15 protein-coding genes are annotated in these 15,967 nt (G+C 66.5%); 2 read left to right on the top strand and 13 right to left on the bottom strand.

The features are described 5' to 3' along the window. Positions 1–34 precede the first annotated feature (34 nt). The 12 genes from WDC82_RS22345 to WDC82_RS22290 form a co-directional block, all read right to left on the bottom strand. Positions 35–985 (bottom strand): D-2-hydroxyacid dehydrogenase family protein, encoded by a 951-nt coding sequence (locus tag WDC82_RS22345; protein WP_340119632.1) that lies wholly within the window; start codon positions 983–985, stop codon positions 35–37. 57 nt (positions 986–1,042) lie between these two features. Next, a complete protein-coding gene (locus tag WDC82_RS22340; RefSeq protein WP_340119631.1) occupies positions 1,043–1,213 on the bottom strand; it encodes a hypothetical protein in 171 nt (56 codons plus the stop codon). 29 nt (positions 1,214–1,242) lie between these two features. Next, positions 1,243–2,577 carry an amidase gene (locus tag WDC82_RS22335; protein WP_340119630.1) on the bottom strand — a complete coding sequence of 445 codons (1,335 nt, stop codon included), beginning with the start codon at positions 2,575–2,577 and terminating at the stop codon, positions 1,243–1,245. A 10-nt stretch (positions 2,578–2,587) separates the two neighbouring features. After that, positions 2,588–4,006, bottom strand: a complete 1,419-nt coding sequence (locus tag WDC82_RS22330; protein ID WP_340119629.1) for a TRAP transporter large permease subunit — start codon at positions 4,004–4,006, stop codon at positions 2,588–2,590. Beyond that, positions 4,003–4,647: a TRAP transporter small permease subunit gene (locus WDC82_RS22325; RefSeq protein WP_340119628.1), complete on the bottom strand. Its 645-nt coding sequence runs from the start codon at positions 4,645–4,647 to the stop codon at positions 4,003–4,005. The genes WDC82_RS22330 and WDC82_RS22325 overlap by 4 nt, the downstream gene beginning before the upstream one ends. A gap of 93 nt (positions 4,648–4,740) precedes the next feature. After that, a complete protein-coding gene (locus tag WDC82_RS22320) occupies positions 4,741–5,880 on the bottom strand; it encodes a TRAP transporter substrate-binding protein (protein WP_340119627.1) in 1,140 nt (379 codons plus the stop codon). Positions 5,881–6,496: 616 nt separating this feature from the next. Beyond that, on the bottom strand, positions 6,497–8,929 hold the full coding sequence (locus WDC82_RS22315; protein WP_340119626.1) for an FAD-dependent oxidoreductase: 2,433 nt from the start codon (positions 8,927–8,929) through the stop codon (positions 6,497–6,499). Positions 8,930–9,088: 159 nt separating this feature from the next. Then, positions 9,089–10,243 carry a sulfotransferase gene (locus WDC82_RS22310; protein ID WP_340119625.1) on the bottom strand — a complete coding sequence of 385 codons (1,155 nt, stop codon included), beginning with the start codon at positions 10,241–10,243 and terminating at the stop codon, positions 9,089–9,091. Then, complete coding sequence (locus WDC82_RS22305; RefSeq protein WP_340119624.1) at positions 10,240–11,004, bottom strand: hypothetical protein; 765 nt, start codon at positions 11,002–11,004, stop codon at positions 10,240–10,242. The genes WDC82_RS22310 and WDC82_RS22305 overlap by 4 nt, the downstream gene beginning before the upstream one ends. Positions 11,005–11,034: 30 nt before the next feature. Continuing rightward, complete coding sequence (locus WDC82_RS22300) at positions 11,035–11,304, bottom strand: hypothetical protein (RefSeq protein WP_340119623.1); 270 nt, start codon at positions 11,302–11,304, stop codon at positions 11,035–11,037. Positions 11,305–11,308: 4 nt separating this feature from the next. Further along, complete coding sequence (locus tag WDC82_RS22295; RefSeq protein ID WP_340119622.1) at positions 11,309–12,715, bottom strand: arylsulfotransferase family protein; 1,407 nt, start codon at positions 12,713–12,715, stop codon at positions 11,309–11,311. 181 nt (positions 12,716–12,896) lie between these two features. Further along, positions 12,897–13,190, bottom strand: coding sequence for an antibiotic biosynthesis monooxygenase (locus tag WDC82_RS22290; RefSeq protein WP_340119621.1), 294 nt, complete (start codon positions 13,188–13,190; stop codon positions 12,897–12,899). Between the two features lie 190 nt (positions 13,191–13,380). On the opposite strand from WDC82_RS22290, the gene WDC82_RS22285 reads away from it, so the two are divergent. Further along, positions 13,381–13,923: a PAS domain-containing protein gene (locus WDC82_RS22285; protein ID WP_340119620.1), complete on the top strand. Its 543-nt coding sequence runs from the start codon at positions 13,381–13,383 to the stop codon at positions 13,921–13,923. A gap of 48 nt (positions 13,924–13,971) precedes the next feature. Here WDC82_RS22285 and WDC82_RS22280 read toward each other — a convergent pair whose 3' ends face one another. Continuing rightward, complete coding sequence (locus tag WDC82_RS22280; protein WP_340119619.1) at positions 13,972–15,318, bottom strand: FAD-binding oxidoreductase; 1,347 nt, start codon at positions 15,316–15,318, stop codon at positions 13,972–13,974. A 191-nt stretch (positions 15,319–15,509) separates the two neighbouring features. On the opposite strand from WDC82_RS22280, the gene WDC82_RS22275 reads away from it, so the two are divergent. Continuing rightward, the gene (locus tag WDC82_RS22275) at positions 15,510–15,944 is read left to right on the top strand and encodes a hypothetical protein (RefSeq protein WP_340119618.1); all 435 of its coding nucleotides are present in this window, start codon (positions 15,510–15,512) and stop codon (positions 15,942–15,944) included. Positions 15,945–15,967: the final 23 nt, after the last annotated feature.

Raw genomic sequence — 15,967 nt, 5'->3', positions numbered from 1 at the left:
AGGGGATTTTTCCGGATCTGCGTCAACCAGCGAGTCAGGGCTCGATGACGTTCTGCGGGGTGCCGGCCAGGAAGGCGAGGATGTTCTCCGCCGTCACGCGGTACATGGTGGCGTAGTTCTCCCGCGTCACGTAACCGACGTGGGGCGTCGCCACCACGTTGTCGAGGCGGCGCAGGGCGTCATCGCCCGGCAGAGGCTCGTCGTCGAAAACGTCCAGCGCCGCGCCGCCGATGCGCCTGTCCTTCAGGGCCGCCAGCAGGGCCGCGCGGTCGATGATCGGTCCGCGCGCCGTGTTCACGATCCACGCATCCGGCTTCATCAGCGCGAGATCCGCCGCGCCGACCAGTCCCCGCGAGCGATCGCTGAGCTTCAGGTGGACCGAGATGAAATCGGCCTCGCGGAACAGCGTCTCCTTGCTCACCGCCTCGGCGCCGGCTTCGGCCGCGCGCTCGGCCGTCAGGTTCTGGCTCCAGGCGATCACGCGCATGCCGAAGGTGCGGCCGTAGGTGGCGACCTGTCCGCCGAGGCGGCCGAGCCCGATGACGCCCAGCGTCGCCCCCTTGAGCTCGCGTCCCAGGCCGACCTGCCAGCCGCCGTCGTGGAACGAGCGGGTTTCCAGGTCGATGCGCCGCGCCGCCGCCATGATCAGCGCCCAGGTCAGCTCCGCCGCCGCGGGGGCCGAGGACGGCGTGCCGCAGACCGTGATGCCCAGGGCCTTGGCGGCGGCGATGTCGACGGAATCGTTGCGGTGGCCGGTGGTGACCAGCAGCTTCAGCTTCGGCAGGCGCTCCAGCAGCGCTTTGGGAAAAGGCGTGCGCTCGCGCATGATGCCGATGACCTCGAAGTCTCCCAGCCGCTCGGCCAGCGCATCGAGCCCGACGATGGTATCCCGGAAGACCGTGATCTCCGCCTTGGACCGCACGGCCGACCAGTCGGCACAGGTCATTGCGACGCCCTGGTAGTCGTCCAAGAGCGCAACCTTCATTCCCTACTCCCTAACATCGAATGCGGCTCTCCGGCGAATAAGCCTGCCCGGCACCGTTCAGCCGCCGTTCTTGTTCTTGAACAGCATGAGGTAGAAGTCGTAAGCGGCCATCAGCACGACCACCACCACGACGATCGACAGGTCGAGATGGGGAACGAAGCCCAAAAGGATGCCCATGAAGCCCGCCAGGACGGCGATGGCCGCGATGCCGATAATCTTGTCCCGCACTGCATCCTCCCCGGGTCGTTCAGACCCTGTTACGCCGATTGCGAAAGAAACTGCACCAGCCACTGGGCGGTGCGCAACAGCCGGCCATCGTCGCCGCGCCGCCCCACCAGCTGGACCCCCATCGGCAGCCCGCTGTCGGACTGCAGCAGCGGCAGGGTCACCGCCGGCGTACCGCAGAAGGTCCAGATGCCATTGAAGGCGGCACTGCCGGTCCACTCGAGCCCTGCCGGCGCCGGGCCCGGTGCGGCCGGCGTGAGGATGGCATCGTAGCGGTCGAATACGGCCTCCAGGGCATCGTTCAGCAGACGTGGCCAGTCGCGCGCGACCAGGTAGTCGTGCGCCAGGACGCGCCCGCCCTCGTCCATCGTCTGCTGCATCGTCGGGCTCAACTGGTCGCGTCCGCGCCGCGCGTAGTGATGATACGACTTCGCCAGTTCGGTCATCTGGACCAGCTCGCACAGCTTCATCGCCTCGCCGAAGTGGCCCGGCAGGTCGACCTCGTCGCAATCCTCGCCCAGCGCCTCGGCCAGCTCCGCGAAGCCCGCCTGCATTTCCGGGTCGGCGGTGTCCCAGGCCGGCTGGCGCACGAAGGCAAAGGCCGGCTTCACCGGCGGGCTCGAGGTTGAAATCTCGAGCAGCCGCGGCGCCGGCGCCAGCGTTGTCGCTTCATCCCCCGCGTCGTCGCCGTAGAGGTTGTCGGCCAGCAGCGCCGCATCGGCGACATTGGCCGCGAACACGCCAAGCGTGTCCAGCGAGGGCGCCTGGCTGAGCACGCCGCTGCGCGGGACGGCGCCGAAGCTGGGCTTGAAGCCGACCGTGCCGCAGTAGGAGGCCGGGCGGATCACCGAGCCGAGAGTCTGGGTGCCGATGGCGAGCGGGACCATGCCGCAGGCGACCGCGGCGGCGGAGCCGGACGAAGAGCCGCCGGGCGTGTGCGCCGGGTTGTGCGGATTGCGCGTCTTGCCGGGGTGGCGCAGCATCAATTCGGTCGTCACCGTCTTGCCCATGATGACGGCGCCGGCCTGCTTCAGCCGCTTCACCACGTAGGCGTCGTGCGCCGGTTTGCGCCCGGAATCCAGCGGGGTGCCGTTCTCGCTCGGCATGCCGGCGGTATCGATGACGTCCTTGAGGCCGACCGGCAGGCCGTGCAGCGGACCAACAGGGCGGCCCTTGGCCCGGTGCTCGTCGAGCGCCTTGGCCTGGCGCATGACGTGGTCGCCGTCCAGATAGGCCCAGGCGCCGACCTCCGGCTCGCGCCGGGCGATCTGCTCCAGGCAGGCCTCCGCCAGCTCTACCGCGCGCAGGGCACCCGAAGCCAGGCGGTCGCGTTGTTCGACGGCGCCAAGTTGCAGCAGGGGGTTCACCGGCGAAACCTCAACGATAGATCATGTGCGGCAGCCAGAAGGCGATCTGCGGGAAGTTGTAGAGCACAATCATGGCGACGAAGACCAGCATCAGGTAAGGGAAGCAACCCTTGAAGATCTGTATCAGCGTGACATGGGGCGGCGCTATTCCCTTCAGATAGTAGGCCGACATCGCCATTGGCGGGGTCAGGAACGACGTCTGCAGATTGAGCGCGACCAGGATGCCGAAGAACAGCGGGTCGATGCCGAAGTAAGGCAGCAGCGGCAGGAAGATCGGCACGAAGATGATGATGATCTCCGACCACTCGAGCGGCCAGCCGAGCAGGAAGATGATGAGCTGAGCCAACAGCAGGAACTGCAGCGGCGTCAGGTCGAGGCCGGTAATGAATTCATAGATGACCGTCTCGCCGCCCAGGTAGGAGAACACCGAGGAGAAGGTCCAGGAGCCGACGAACAGCCAGCAGACCATCGCCGTCGTGCGCACGGTCAGATAGACCGATTCCCGCAGGCGGTTCCAGGTCAGCGCCCGGTAGGCGACGGCCAGCACGAGGCCGCCGAGGGCGCCGATGGAGGCCGCCTCCGTCGGCGTCGCCAGGCCGAAGAGGATCGCGCCGAGCACCGCCAGAATGAGGAAGGCCAGCGGGAAGAACGAGGTGAGCAGCATGAAGATCAGCCGGCCCATCGGCACGTCCGGTACCTCGTCCGCCGTCGGCTTCGGCGCCACGCTGGGCTGCAGGATCGAGCGCCCGACCACGTAGACCAGATAGAGGCCGGACAGCAGCAGGCCCGGCAGCAGCGCGCCGGCGTAGAGCTGCACGATCGACACGCCCGAAGACGCGGCATAGACGATCAGCATGATCGAGGGCGGGATGAGGATGCCCAGCGTGCCGCCGGCGCAGATGATGCCCGAGGCGAAGCTGTTGTCGTAGCGCGCATTCAGCATCGCAGGCAGTGCCAGCAGGCCCATCAGCGTCACCACCGCGCCGACGATGCCGGTCGCCGTGGCAAAGAGGGTGCAGGTGATCAGCGCCGCCACCGCCATGGAACCCGGAATGTTCTTCGCGGCGATGTTCAGCGTGGAGAACAGGCGTGAGACGATGTTGGCGCGCTCCACCACGTAGCCCATGAAGAGGAACAGCGGCACCGCGGTGAGCACCTCGTTCGTCATCACCGAATAGGTCTGGTTGACGAAGAGGTCGAATATTCGGTTGTTGAACAGCCCCTCGACCCAGAGCTCGGCCTGGGTCCACCAGTCGGCGCCGTTCTCGACCGCGCGGTCGTAGGCCCGCCACATGCGGTGACCGTCGAAGTAGGCGTAGTAGCCGAAGCTGATCCCCATGGCCATCAGCGTGAAGGCGATCGGGAATCCCAGAAAAATGATGATCAGAAAGACGCCCAGCATAAAGAGGGCGATTTGGGGATCACTCATGATCGCTTGCTGCCTTCACTGCCGCCACCGTTCGGCGGCCAGACGATATCAATGGCTTCTGACCCGTGGGCGAGGACGTCGTGCGTCCCCTTCTCCATCAGCAGGACCTCGGTCTCCTCGATGTCGTCGGCCGCCTGCATCCATTCGTTCGTGCGCATGCAGACGACGCAGCGCAGGACCTGGGCGATGCCCTGGATCAAGAGCAGGATTCCGGCCGCCACGATCACCGCCTTCAGCTGGAAGATCGGCACGCCGGCCGGGCTGTTCACGCTCACCTCCAAATAGCCCCAGGAGCGCGAGGCGTACTTCCAGCCGGCGAGTATCAAGGCGATCACGCCCGGGAAGAAGAACAGGAAGTAGAGCACGAACTCCACCTTGGCCTGCGTGCGCGGCTGCCAGAGGCGATAGATGAAGTCTCCGCGGACGTGGCCGCCGCGCGACAGCGTGTAGGCGCCACCCATCATGAAGAGGGCGCCGTACATGATGAAAGCGACGTCGAGCGACCAGGATGTCGGCGAGTTGAACAGGTAGCGGACGATGACCTCGTACGACATGGCGAAGGTCATCACCAAGATGGTCCAGGCAAAGGCCTTGCCGAACCACGCCGAGACGCTGTCGGCGAACTTGATGTAGCGGATCATGGCGAAGTCATACCCTCGGGAGGGTGCCTAAGCAAGGCGCTCCGGGGCCCGCCAAAGCGGACCCCGGAGCGGCAGCTGCTGCGCAAGCGAAGCTTACAGCTTCAGCTTGCCCGGGAAGTAGTGGTCGTAGGCGAGCGCGTAATCCGGCGCGTTCATCAGCTCGTAGAACACGACCCGCTCCACCCAGGCGCGCTGGCTGTCCAGCACCTTCTTCATGTAGGCGTCCTGCTCCAGCTCGGGGATGATCGCATCCCAGGCCTTAAGCTGGGCGTCGAGGATCTCCTTGGAGGTGCGGTGGACGGTAACCCCGTGCTCCTCCTGCAGCTTCTTCAGGTCGGCCGAGTAGTTGTCGTACGCCAGCGCCGTGTTGGAGGTGCTGACCGCCTCGACACCGTATTTCAGGATGGCCTGGAGGTCTTCCGGCAGGTCGTCGAAGAAGTCCTTGTTGAACAGGAACTCGAACGACTCGGAGGCCTGGTGGTAGGACGACAGCATGTAGTTCTTGGCCACGTCCTGGGCGCCGAAGCGCATGTCCGATGACGGGTTGTTGAACTCGAAGGCGTCGATCACGCCGCGCTCCATGGCCGGCACGATTTCGCCGCCCGGCAGCTGCGCGACGCTCATGCCGAGCCGCTGCATCAGGTCGGCGGCGAGGCCGACGGTGCGGTACTTGAAGCCCTGCACGTCGTTCACCGAGGTGACCGGGTTCTTGAACCAGCCGAAGGGCTGGGCCGGCATCGGGAAGCCGTAGAAGCCATAGACGTTGAGGCCGAGAATGTCCTGAGTCAGCTCCTTGTAGAGATCCTGGCCCCCACCGGCATAGAACCACGTCAGCATGGTGGTCGCGCTGCCGCCGAACACCGGGCCGGTGCCGAACAGGGAGGCGGCCTTGTGCTTGCCGTACCAGTAGACCGGCACGGTGTGGGCGGCGTCGATCACGCCGTCGTTCACCGCGTCCAGCACCTGGAAGGCGCCGACCACGGCGCCGGCCGGCAGCAGGTCGATCTTCAGGCGGCCGCCGGACATCTGCTCCACGCGCTCGACGTACTGGCGGGCGAAATCCATCCAGATGTCGGACGACGGCCAGGACGTCTGCATCTTCACCACGGTGGCGCTCTGGCCGACAACGGCCGGGGCGGCCAGCGTGCTGGCCGCCGTAGCGCCGGCGGCGATGGCGCCGCCCTTCAGCAGCTTGCGGCGCGAAAAGGTCTTGTTTTCGGTAGTGTCTTTCACAGCTTTCCTCCCTAGGGATCGTTTACCCGTCAGATTATTCACCCGTTCGTGGGCCGGCCTTTCTTAGGCTCTTGGCTAAGGCTTCTGGCTGCCCGTACGCTCGAACGTCTCCAACCCGTCACAACCTACACGTTTCGGCCCGGTCCGGCTCCCACGACAGGCGTGGGATCGCGGAACCGCTGACATGCGATGTCACCAAATTCGGGGATTCTGTGGACTGCGCCTGCGCCGGCCCGCTCTGGCCGTCGGAGCCCGGCTCCGCCTGCGGCCGCCCAAGGACCTGGCCGGACTGTTCTGGACCAAGGCCCAGCGTCGGACCCATCGGGACCCGACAACCGCACCTCTCCTCTCGCCAGCAGCGCCGCCTTGCTTTCCTCCCCGAACTTTTATCGTTGCCACCGCCTCTGTTCCGAGGCTTTCAACGTGGTCTGCTCCCGCATAGCGGAAACTAATTCCATACTGCACGACTTCAAGAGCGCTTCACAGTAGAAATTGGCCGCCCAATGGCTTGTTTCTCATACCAATTCCCGCCAAGCCCGCACACCGCAGGCGCGCAGCTAACTGCTACCATAGATAACCGAAAAGCCCAAGGGCGGTCTGGCAGGCAGTCCGGCGCCTACCCCAGCATTCTCTCGCGCTTGGGGTCGAACAGCGGCTCGGGCTGGATCCTCGCCGGGCGGCGGTTCCCGAGGATCTCGATCTCGAAGCCGCCGTTCGCCGTCTCCAGTTCCGCCGGCACGTAGCCCATCGCCACCGAGCAATCGGCCCAGTGGGCGTAGCCGCCGGAGGTCACCCAGCCGACCACCTTGCCGTCGTGCCAGACCGGCTCGTCGCCCACCACGTCGGCAGCGCCCTTCTCGTCGACGGCGGCATCGACGACGAAGGTGACGAGTCGCAGCTTGGGGCCGGTCTCCTTTTCCTTCAGCGCGGCGTCGCGGCCGATGAAGGCGTTCTTCTTCAGGTCGACGAAGCGGTCGAGCCCCGCCTCGGCGGCCGTATAGATCGGGCGGTATTCGCGCGCCCAAGTGCCGTAGCTCTTCTCCAGGCGCAGGGAAAGGATGGCGCGCAGGCCGAACTGGCGCAGGCCGAGATCCTTGCCCGCCACCAGCAGGTCGTCATAGAGGCGGCGCAGGCCGTCGGGCGCCACCCAGAGCTCGTAGCCGAGGTCGCCGGTGAAGTTGATCCGCCCGACCCAGGCCGGCACCATGCCGAGGTCCATGCGGCGGAAGTCCATGAAGGGGAAGCCTTCGTTGGAGACATCCTCGTCGGTGAGCCGCGCCAGGAGGTCGCGCGACTTCGGTCCGGCAACGATGAAGCCGTGCATGTCGCGGCTGCGGCACCGCAGGGTCACGCCGCTTTTCGGCAGGTGCTGCTCGAACCAGCGCATATGCAGATCCTCGGCGATGCCGGAGCCGAAGATGAAGAAACGCTCCGGCCCCGCCTTGGCGACGGTGAAGTCGCCGATGATCTTGCCCTGCGGGTTCAGCATGGGCGACAGCACCAGGCGGCCTTCACGTGGCATGCGGTTGGTCAGCAGGTGCGACAGCCAGCTCTCGGCGTCCGGCCCGGTCACCTCGTACTTGGCGAAGATCGCCGTCTCCGTCATGCCCACCGCCTCGCGCACCGCCTTGCATTCGGCCTTGGCGTGCTCGAAGGCGTTGGAGCGGCGGTAGCTCGGCGTCTCGTAGGGCTCCTCGCCCTCGGGCGCGAACCACAGGACGTGCTCCATGCCGTAGGACGCGCCGAACACGGCGTTCTCCTCGTTCTTCAGGCGGTCGTAGATCGCCGTGGTGCGCAGCGGGCGCGCCGCCGGCAGTTCCTCATTCGGGAAGGTGATCCGGAAGCGGCGGCCGTAGTTTTCGCGCACCTTGGCGTTGGTGTAGGCCATGGTCGCGTAGTCGCCGAAGCGCGCGACGTCCATGGCGAAGACGTCGAAGCCCGGGTCGCCCTCGACCATCCAGTTGGAGAGCGCGAGGCCGACGCCGCCGCCCTGGCTGAAGCCGGCCATGACGCCGCAAGCCACCCAGAAGTTCTTCAGGCCGCGCACCGGGCCGACCAGGGGGTTGCCGTCGGGCGCGAAGGTGAAGGGGCCGTTGATGACCTGCTTGATGCCGGCGGTCTCCAGCGCCGGGAAGTGGTCGAAGGCCATGGCGAGATTGCCGGAGATGCGATCCAGATCGGGCTGCAGCAGCTCGTGGCCGAAGTCCCACGGCGTCTGCTTGGGCGACCACGGCACGCAGTTGCGCTCGTAGGTGCCCATCACCAGGCCCTTGCCCTCCTGGCGCATGTAGATCTCGGCGCCGAAGTCGATGCAGTGCGGCAGCTCCTGGCCGCGGCCGCTCACCTCCGGCATCTCGTCGGTGATCAGGTAGTGGTGCTCCATGGCCAGCACCGGCAGTTCCAGGCCGACCATGCGGCCGACTTCGCGGGCCCAGAGGCCGCCGCAGTTCACCACGTGCTCGGCCTTGATGCCGCCCTTGTCGGTGATCACCTCCCAGCCGCCGCCGGCGAGCGGCTGCAGGTCGACGACGCGGGTGAAGCGCTCGATCTCGGCGCCGCCGATGCGCGCCGACTTGGCGTAGGCGTGGGTCACGCCGGCGGGATCGACATGGCCTTCCATCGGATCGTGGAGCGCGCCGAGGAAGCGCTTCTCGTTGATGAGGGGATGAAGCGCCTTCGCTTCCTCCATGGAGATCAGTTCGGTCTCCAGGCCCAGCACCCGCGCCTTGCCCTGGGTCACCTTCAAAAAATCCAGCCACTCCGGGGTATCCGCGAGCATCAGGCCGCCGGGCATGTGAATGCTGCAGGACTGGCCGGAGATCGCTTCGATCTCCTTGTAGAGGTTGATGGTGTAGGTCTGCAGCCTGGCGACATTGGGATCGCTGTTCAGGGTGTGCATGCCGCCGGCGGCGTGCCAGGTCGAGCCCGAGGTCAGCTCGTTGCGCTCCAGCAGCACGACGTCGCGCCAGCCGGCCTTGGTCAGGTGGTAGAGCACGCTGCAGCCGACGACACCGCCGCCGATGACCACGACCTGGGCATGGGATTTCATAAGCCTATCCTTGTATTAACGCCTTGTTCTTCGGAGACCGTGCCAGGAATAGTCGGCTCCCGGCGCCCTTTCAGGCCCGCAAGCGACCATCGATGGCGCCCAGAGAGCAACCCACGGCTTGGATAGGGAGGTCCGTCGGGCCGGCCGCGGCCCGGCCGGTCAGAGGGGATAGCCGAAGCGCTGCGCCGCCTCACCCGTCAGCGCCGCGATCATGGCGCTGTCCTGCGGAGAGAAGTCCGGGCGGTAGTAGGTCGGCGCATGGATGCGGCGCGCCGCCGCGGCGATCATGCCGTCATGATCGGCCAGTCCGCAGTGCCGGAAGACCTGCCGCAGCACGTCCTCGGGGCGGCGGCAGAGATCCTCGAAGCGGACGACCTGCACGGCGCCGCGCAGTGCCGCGTTTTCCGCCAGGCGCCCGGCCAGCCAGTTGTGCAGGCTGGCCCAGTAGAGCGCCCAGCCGCGGACCTCCTCGCCGTCGCGAAAGGCCTGCAGGATCGCCGGCATGGCACCGTCGCCGACGTCGATCGGCCGGCGGTCGAGGCCGAACTCGAAGTGGCCGATGCGGCGCATGTGCTGCAGGGCCCGCGGGTGCCGCCGCTCGCCCTCGCAGAACAGGCGATGCTGCTTGGCGAGGGAGGCGATGTGCGCCTCCGGCGCGCGCAGCGGCAGCACGAAGCGCGCGTCGGGGAACAGCTTCAGCAGATACTCCATGCGGGTGACGTCGTAATTCGCCTTCGACAGGTAGCGCGGCCGCCCGCGCACCCAGAGCAGCTTGCGGATATGGTCGCGCAGGAAGGCCTCGAAGGCCGGGCAGTCGGTCGCGGCGTCCAGCACGGCGCTGTGTCCGGAGCCCCGTGCGGGATCATGCAGACCCTCGAAAAAGGCCATCCAGATCATCTCTTCGAAAGCCTCCGGGCTCTCCGAGGTTACCGCGATGCCGTCGGCATGGGCGCGCTCGGCCGGTGCCTGCCGGCTCTCCGGCAGGCGGGAGAGAAAGAGGTTCCAGAAGATCGGCGTGAAGACGAAGGGATCGTCGCGGTAGCGGTGGCTGGCCAGATCCGGGTGCGCGGCCAGCGTCTCCAGCAGGATGGTGGTCCCCGCTCGCGCGAGGCCGCAGACGAACACCGGCTGCCGCACGGCGATGGGATCGATATCGGCCGCCCTGATCCGAGTCTCGGCATTGCCGAGGCGCACCCAGAGCCGCGGGTTGCGCGCCACGAAGCGGCCGCAGTGATGCACCCAGGGCGTCACCCGGAAGGTATCGAAGCGGGACGGCGCCGCCGATGACGCGGAAGCTTCGGCGAGCGCGGTCATACCAGCCGGAAGAACAGCTTGATGACGAGGGACGCCGCCACCAGCGTGGTGAAGAAGACGAACTCCCAGGTGCGCAGCCACCAGGGCCCGAAGGGCAGCACCTCGCGGCGCGGCAGGTCGATCTCGACGGCTTCCAGGGGGCTGGCGTCGGCGATGTAGCCCAGGGGATTGGCAATCAACACGTTCCACCATTGCCGCTTGTGCAGCGAGGTGACCGGCGCATGCAGCGAGCGTTCCTCGACGATCTGCCCGCCCCCGTCACGCACCACCAGGGAGGGCGCCTCTTCTACCGTGATACCGGAATAGGTCCTCGAGTTGTCCTGGTGCAGCACCGCCGCATAACCCTCGGGCTCGGTGCGCAGGTCCACGCCCTGCGTCTGCTGCGGCAGGGTATAACCGAAGGCACCATGCAGCCAGACAAGCATGAAGAGCACCGGCAGGGAGGCCAGTACCGCGGGGGCGAGGACCAGGGCCAGTTGCTTCATCGAGGTCGCGAACATCGCCCTCATCAAGGGCCGCGCCTCGGCGAAGCTGCCGTCGTGGTGGTCAAGGGCCCGCCGTGCCGCCACGGCCTGCTCGCGGATGCGACGCAGGCGATGCTGCGGCGACAGGGCGGCGTAGAGCGCCATCGAGAAGGCGGCCGCGACGAGGCCCCAGAGCGCCAGCCGCGGCGCCGCGGGCACCACCGCCGCCAGCCCCTGGTCGAGCGAGGACAGCAGCGGCGCGGCGAGATCGAACAGGCCGAGGTTCATGGCTTCCATGGATCGTCGTGACGTCGCAACCGGAGGGAGTTAGCGGGGCACCTGCGCGGGGCTTCGGTCCTGCTCCGCCGCGCGGACCGGCTGGGCGCGCTGCTGCACCGAGGGACGCTTGCGCATCAGCCGGCGCAGTGGCCAGAGCAGCAGGAAGAGAAGCGCTGCCACCACCGCCGCGGCCACGCCCCAGAGCGCACCGAGCAGCGAAAGGCCGGCGCCGGGGCCGATGTAGGCGGCGGCCGGACCGGCCGCAAAGACCAGGCCGGCGGCTACCAGGCCGGCGAAGGCGGCATGCTTGCGGATCATGATGTCAGCTCCTGTTGTCATTGGTTTTTGCCGCCAGCTCTTCCCGGAACGCCGGGTCCAGCGCCTGCGGCGAAATGCGCTGCCCCCAGGACACGATGGGGATGATCGCCTCATCGGGGTCGGCAGGGTTGGAGGCCCGCACGGGATTGAGAAACTCCCAGACGATGCGGCCATCCGGCGTCACCTCGAACAGGCGCCCGCCGTGAGATTCGGTGATCAGGGTATTACCGTTCGGCTGGCGTTCTTGCGCGCCGCGCGCCTCACTGTCGAAGGGGATCTCGCCGTTGCCGGCATAGCTCCACACCTCGGCGCCGGTCACGGGATCGATCTCCAGGATCCGGGTACGTCCGCCCTCCCCGAAGCTGCCCAGATTGTCGTACAGCAGGATATGGCCGTTGGGCAGGATGTCGGGATCGTGCTGGGCCAGCCAGCTGCCGCGGCGCGCCCACACGATGCGTTCGGACTCGATGTCCAGCACCGCGATGGTGTCGATGTCGCGGAACGACAGCAGCACCTGACCTTCCTTGGCAAAGGGCAGGGCCGCCGCCTTCTCGGCGTCGATGTAATCGACGTTGTTGGTATGGATGAAGTCGTGCTTGTTGTACCAGACGACGCGGTTCAGGAGGCGGTCGTAGCCGGAGTTCACCAGGGCGTCGAGGATCGAGACCTTCTTCATCTCCCGGCCGTCGGGTGCGAGGACGACGAGGAAGTCGTCCAGCCGCGGCACCGTCAGCTGCGTGTGATTGGCGAAGGTCTTGTTGCGCATCTGGTGGGTCAGCCCGAAGATGCGGCCGTCGGGCGCGAGGTCGAAATCGTGGTGGGTCTGGCCCAGGTAGCTCCAGACGACGTTGGAGTCCTTGTCCAGCTTCACCATGCCGTAGCCCCAGGGGGTGTCGCCGGTCGCCACGAAGAGCGCCAGCAGATCGCCGTTCGGCAGCAGGTGAGCCTTGCGCCAGTACAGGAAGGGGTCCCGCTGAGGGTTCTTCACGGGGGAGGTCTCGTTCCAGATGGCGCTGAACGGCAGCTTCCAGGTCTGCAGCACGGTGCCGTCGAGGGCGATCAGCGAGGCCTCGCTGCCATGGCCGGAGGTGTAAAGGGTGTAGCCGGGCTGCGCCTCGGGCGCGTTCACCGTCACGCCGGTTTCCGGCCGCCGCTCGAGCTGCCAGAAATCCGAGGTCAGCGGGTCCTGCGATTGCTGTGCCTTGGCGATATAGGCCTGGCCGCCGCGGTAGGCGTCGCTGAGGGGGCGGGCGGGGAAGATGTCGAGCAGCATGACGAAGGCGCCGCCCAGGAAAGCCAGGAACAGAAGCGCCGCGACGAAGGCGGCAAAGCTGATCCGGTCGGCCAGCGACGGCCCTGCCGTCGGGCCGCCGTCCGGGTCCGGCTGGCTGTGGGATGCGAGACTAGACATCGCCGCACCTGACGGCGCGGCCCTGCCTTGCGAAAATCGATAAAGAGCAAGGAATTACCATTGCATGGCCTCCTGCTAAGAACGACCATCCAACGCCGCCGGTTATTCCCGGGTTCCCGATACGGCCGACTTGCCCTCTTCCGGCCACAGCCTGGGCCGGCGGGCAACACGCCGCCCTCCGTCAGGCTGCCTTCTGCAGCGACCAGAACCTCACCTCGCGGTCTTCCAGCATCGGCTGCGAGACCTCGCGGAAGTTCTTGAAGTGGTCGGTCTGGGTATGGGCCTCGAAGGCCGCGGCATCGACGTAGAGTTCGTAAAGAAAGACGCCCTGAGGGTCGTCGCTGTCGAAGCAGACGTCGAAGCGCTCGCAGCCCTCTTCCTTCGTCAGGGAGTTCTTCGCCTGCTGCTGGACCGCCTTGCGGAAAGCCTCGACGACATCCTTCTTCACCTTGAAAACCACCGTCACCACAAACATCACCCACCCTCCGGTTGTTCATCGGCAGCGGCCGCAATCGCCACCCCGCGCGCGCAGGCTACGCGCCCGTCCCGCGCCGGGACAACCGTCCAAGGGCCCGTCCGGCGATTCTTCGTTGATCCGGCGCGCGCGATCCGCCTATGGTCGGACCAACATCAGCCTCGGGGGCGCCGCCCCCACAGGAGTCTCCATGGCCGAGCGCGAAGCAGCGCCGACGGCGCCACTCGACGGTTTCGTCAGCGACCCGGCTCTGCGCAGGCTGTTCGACTACTGGCGCGGCAAGCGCCGCGGCCGGCCCATGCCGGCCAAGGACGACATCGATCCCATCGAGATACCCTGGTCTTTGACCCGCATCTTCCTGATGGACTACGATCCGGCCACAGGCTTTCGCTACCGCCTCGCCGGCTCGGAGATCTCCGACGTCTTCGGACGCGGCAACCTCAAGGGCCTGACCTTCGCCGATATCCTGCCGCCGCAGGGCGCCGAGGTGGTGGCAGAACGCTGGCGGCCGATGATCGAGCAGCCGGCCGCGATCTCCATGAAGGGCCTCGTCTACCTGGCCGCCGATCGCACGCCGGTCGGCGAGCGCGTCCTGCTGCCGCTGGCCGACAGCGCCGACGGGCCGGTTACCGGAGTCCTCGGCATGACCGTATGCGAATGGGTGGCCGGCCTCGCCCCCGGCGAAGTGAAGCAGTCGCCACTGAAGATCCTGCCGGTCGCCGAGATTCCCTGAGAGGGCCGATCCGGCCACACGCCGATTGTCATTGCAGAGTTTCGGCAATCAGCTCCAGGGAAAGGGGCTGTGGGAGACCGGGTGCAGGTCGCCCTCGGCGTAGCGCGCGAAACGGAAGGGCTTCAGCAGCGCCGGCGTGGCGCCGCTCGTCATCTCCTCGGCCACCAGCTTGCCGATGCCGATCATCTTGTAGCCGTGGTTGGAGTCCGCGATGACGTAGGCGTTCTCGCGGAAGCGATCGAATACCGGAAAGGAGTCCGGCGTGAAGCAGCCGATGCCGCCGGAGGGCTCGTTCTTGTAGAGCCCCATCTTGCCTTCGAAGCGCTTGTGGCAGTGCGCCAGCGCCGAGCACCACATGTGGGCGAATTCAGGCGATGAGACGAACTCCGGCGACGACGGCCCGTAAGGGTCGATGGCGACGTCGTCGACCGGCGTGGTGACCTCGTAGGGCGAGGCGCCGCCCTGCACGCCGTTGAAATGGAAATCCGGCTTGTAGTAGATGCCCCACAGCTTGTCGGTGATGAGGGAGCCGTCGACGTCCGAGTAGAGCGGCGCGTCGGTGTCGACGTGCATCACGGGGGGCATCCTGCCGTCGTTGGTGGTGAGGTGGCCCGGCTCGACGCCCAGCACGCCCTCCTCCAGCTGCCAGTAGCGCCACATCGGCACATCCTCATGCAGCGCGCCGTCGCGGCCCTTGACGGCGATGGTCTTGGGCAGCTCCAGCATGTCCCAGAAGTCGCGCACCCAGGGACCGGTGCCGATCACCACCTGGTCGCAGGCGATGCGGCCCTTGTCGGTCTCGACGGCGGCGATGGCCTCCGAGTTGTGGCCGAACTCGAAGCCGGTGACGGTGACGCCGGTCAGGATCCGCACGCCCTTGGCCTCGGCCTTGGCGGCCAGGCCGTAGATCGCCGCGGTGTTGTTGGCGTAGCCGCCCTTCTTCTCGTGCAGCACCGAGGTGATGCCCTTGGCCTGCCAGTCGTCGTAGAGGCCCTTCATGTAGAGGTCGCAATCCTTGGCGCCCTCGATGAAGACGGAGTCGTAGCCGATGGCCTGCTGCTGGGCATAGATCGAGGCGACGTCTTCGTGCATCACCTCCGGGCTGATCTGCATGTAGCCCACGGCATGATAGCTGTAGGCCTTGGGATCGCTCTCCCACACCGCCACCGAGTGCGCCATGAGCTCGCGCATGGCCGGCTGGAAGTAGTTGTTGCGCACCACGCCGCAGGCGATACCGCTGGCCCCGGCGGCGATGCCGCCCTTGTCGATCACCAGCACGTCCTTGCCGCCGCCCTTACCCTTGGCGTCCAGCGCCGCGGCCAGGTGCAGCGCAGTCGAAAGGCCATGAATGCCGGCACCGATGATGACGATGCGGCTGCGGTCGGGAAACGCCATGGGGGCTCCTCCAAGGGGTCGGGTTTCCGGGCAGACTAAGGCCCGCCGCGCCGCCCGGGGCGGACAATCGGCGAGAACGATAGGCTTCCATCAGCCGGCCCGATGGAGGGGAAAATCAGGGTGCCGGGAGTCGTTTTATGAACATTGGCGGGGATGTTAATAGATTGAACCGAACTATTTGGGGGGCCGCAATGCAGGTGAAGGATCGCTGGACAGATGCTGATTTTGGGCAAATGGGATGGCACGACTGCCGGATATACTCGATCACGCTGCCGGATGAAGATTTCTCCGTGAGGTTGGATATCGACTACCTCTTCCACTGGCAAGAGCAGCCTAACAAGCAATACAAATTCTGGGTCTCGCCCTGCGACCTGAGATTTCTGAATGTCAGCGGTTTCTCAGCCGACCTGGACTATGGGAACAGCACATTGCTGTTCATTTCCGATCTGAAGCGTCGGAACCCGCGGCTTTCCACAAACGGCGAGACGACGGTCTGGGAATACGAAATCGACTGCAATCTCGGTACCATTGCCCTTGCCGCAACCAGTTTCGAGCAAGTTGTCCGGTCGCAACCCAAGGCGTCCGAAACCCAAGATCTCGGGCGCGGTTTGCACGCCGCCGTATAACCTTTCCATCGCAACAGGGCTCG

It is taken from the genome of Pelagibius sp. 7325 (genome assembly GCF_037652055.1).
Classification (GTDB): Bacteria; Pseudomonadota; Alphaproteobacteria; order Kiloniellales; family Kiloniellaceae; genus Pelagibius.
The sequence above is the reverse complement of the archived record's forward strand: the minus strand, read 5'-3'. Positions and strand labels throughout refer to the sequence as shown.

Excerpts from the sequence above, each read along its gene's own strand:
- WDC82_RS22345 (WP_340119632.1), bottom strand. The coding sequence starts at position 985 with ATGAAGGTTGCGCTCTTGGACGACTACCAGGGCGTCGCAATGACCTGT.
- WDC82_RS22330 (WP_340119629.1), bottom strand. The coding sequence starts at position 4,006 with ATGAGTGATCCCCAAATCGCCCTCTTTATGCTGGGCGTCTTTCTGATC.
- WDC82_RS22325 (WP_340119628.1), bottom strand. The coding sequence starts at position 4,647 with ATGATCCGCTACATCAAGTTCGCCGACAGCGTCTCGGCGTGGTTCGGC.
- WDC82_RS22315 (WP_340119626.1), bottom strand. The coding sequence starts at position 8,929 with ATGAAATCCCATGCCCAGGTCGTGGTCATCGGCGGCGGTGTCGTCGGC.
- WDC82_RS22310 (WP_340119625.1), bottom strand. The coding sequence starts at position 10,243 with ATGACCGCGCTCGCCGAAGCTTCCGCGTCATCGGCGGCGCCGTCCCGC.
- WDC82_RS22305 (WP_340119624.1), bottom strand. The coding sequence starts at position 11,004 with ATGGAAGCCATGAACCTCGGCCTGTTCGATCTCGCCGCGCCGCTGCTG.
- WDC82_RS22300 (WP_340119623.1), bottom strand. The coding sequence starts at position 11,304 with ATGATCCGCAAGCATGCCGCCTTCGCCGGCCTGGTAGCCGCCGGCCTG.
- WDC82_RS22295 (WP_340119622.1), bottom strand. The coding sequence starts at position 12,715 with ATGTCTAGTCTCGCATCCCACAGCCAGCCGGACCCGGACGGCGGCCCG.
- WDC82_RS22290 (WP_340119621.1), bottom strand. The coding sequence starts at position 13,190 with ATGTTTGTGGTGACGGTGGTTTTCAAGGTGAAGAAGGATGTCGTCGAG.
- WDC82_RS22285 (WP_340119620.1), top strand. The coding sequence starts at position 13,381 with ATGGCCGAGCGCGAAGCAGCGCCGACGGCGCCACTCGACGGTTTCGTC.
- WDC82_RS22280 (WP_340119619.1), bottom strand. The coding sequence starts at position 15,318 with ATGGCGTTTCCCGACCGCAGCCGCATCGTCATCATCGGTGCCGGCATT.
- WDC82_RS22275 (WP_340119618.1), top strand. The coding sequence starts at position 15,510 with ATGCAGGTGAAGGATCGCTGGACAGATGCTGATTTTGGGCAAATGGGA.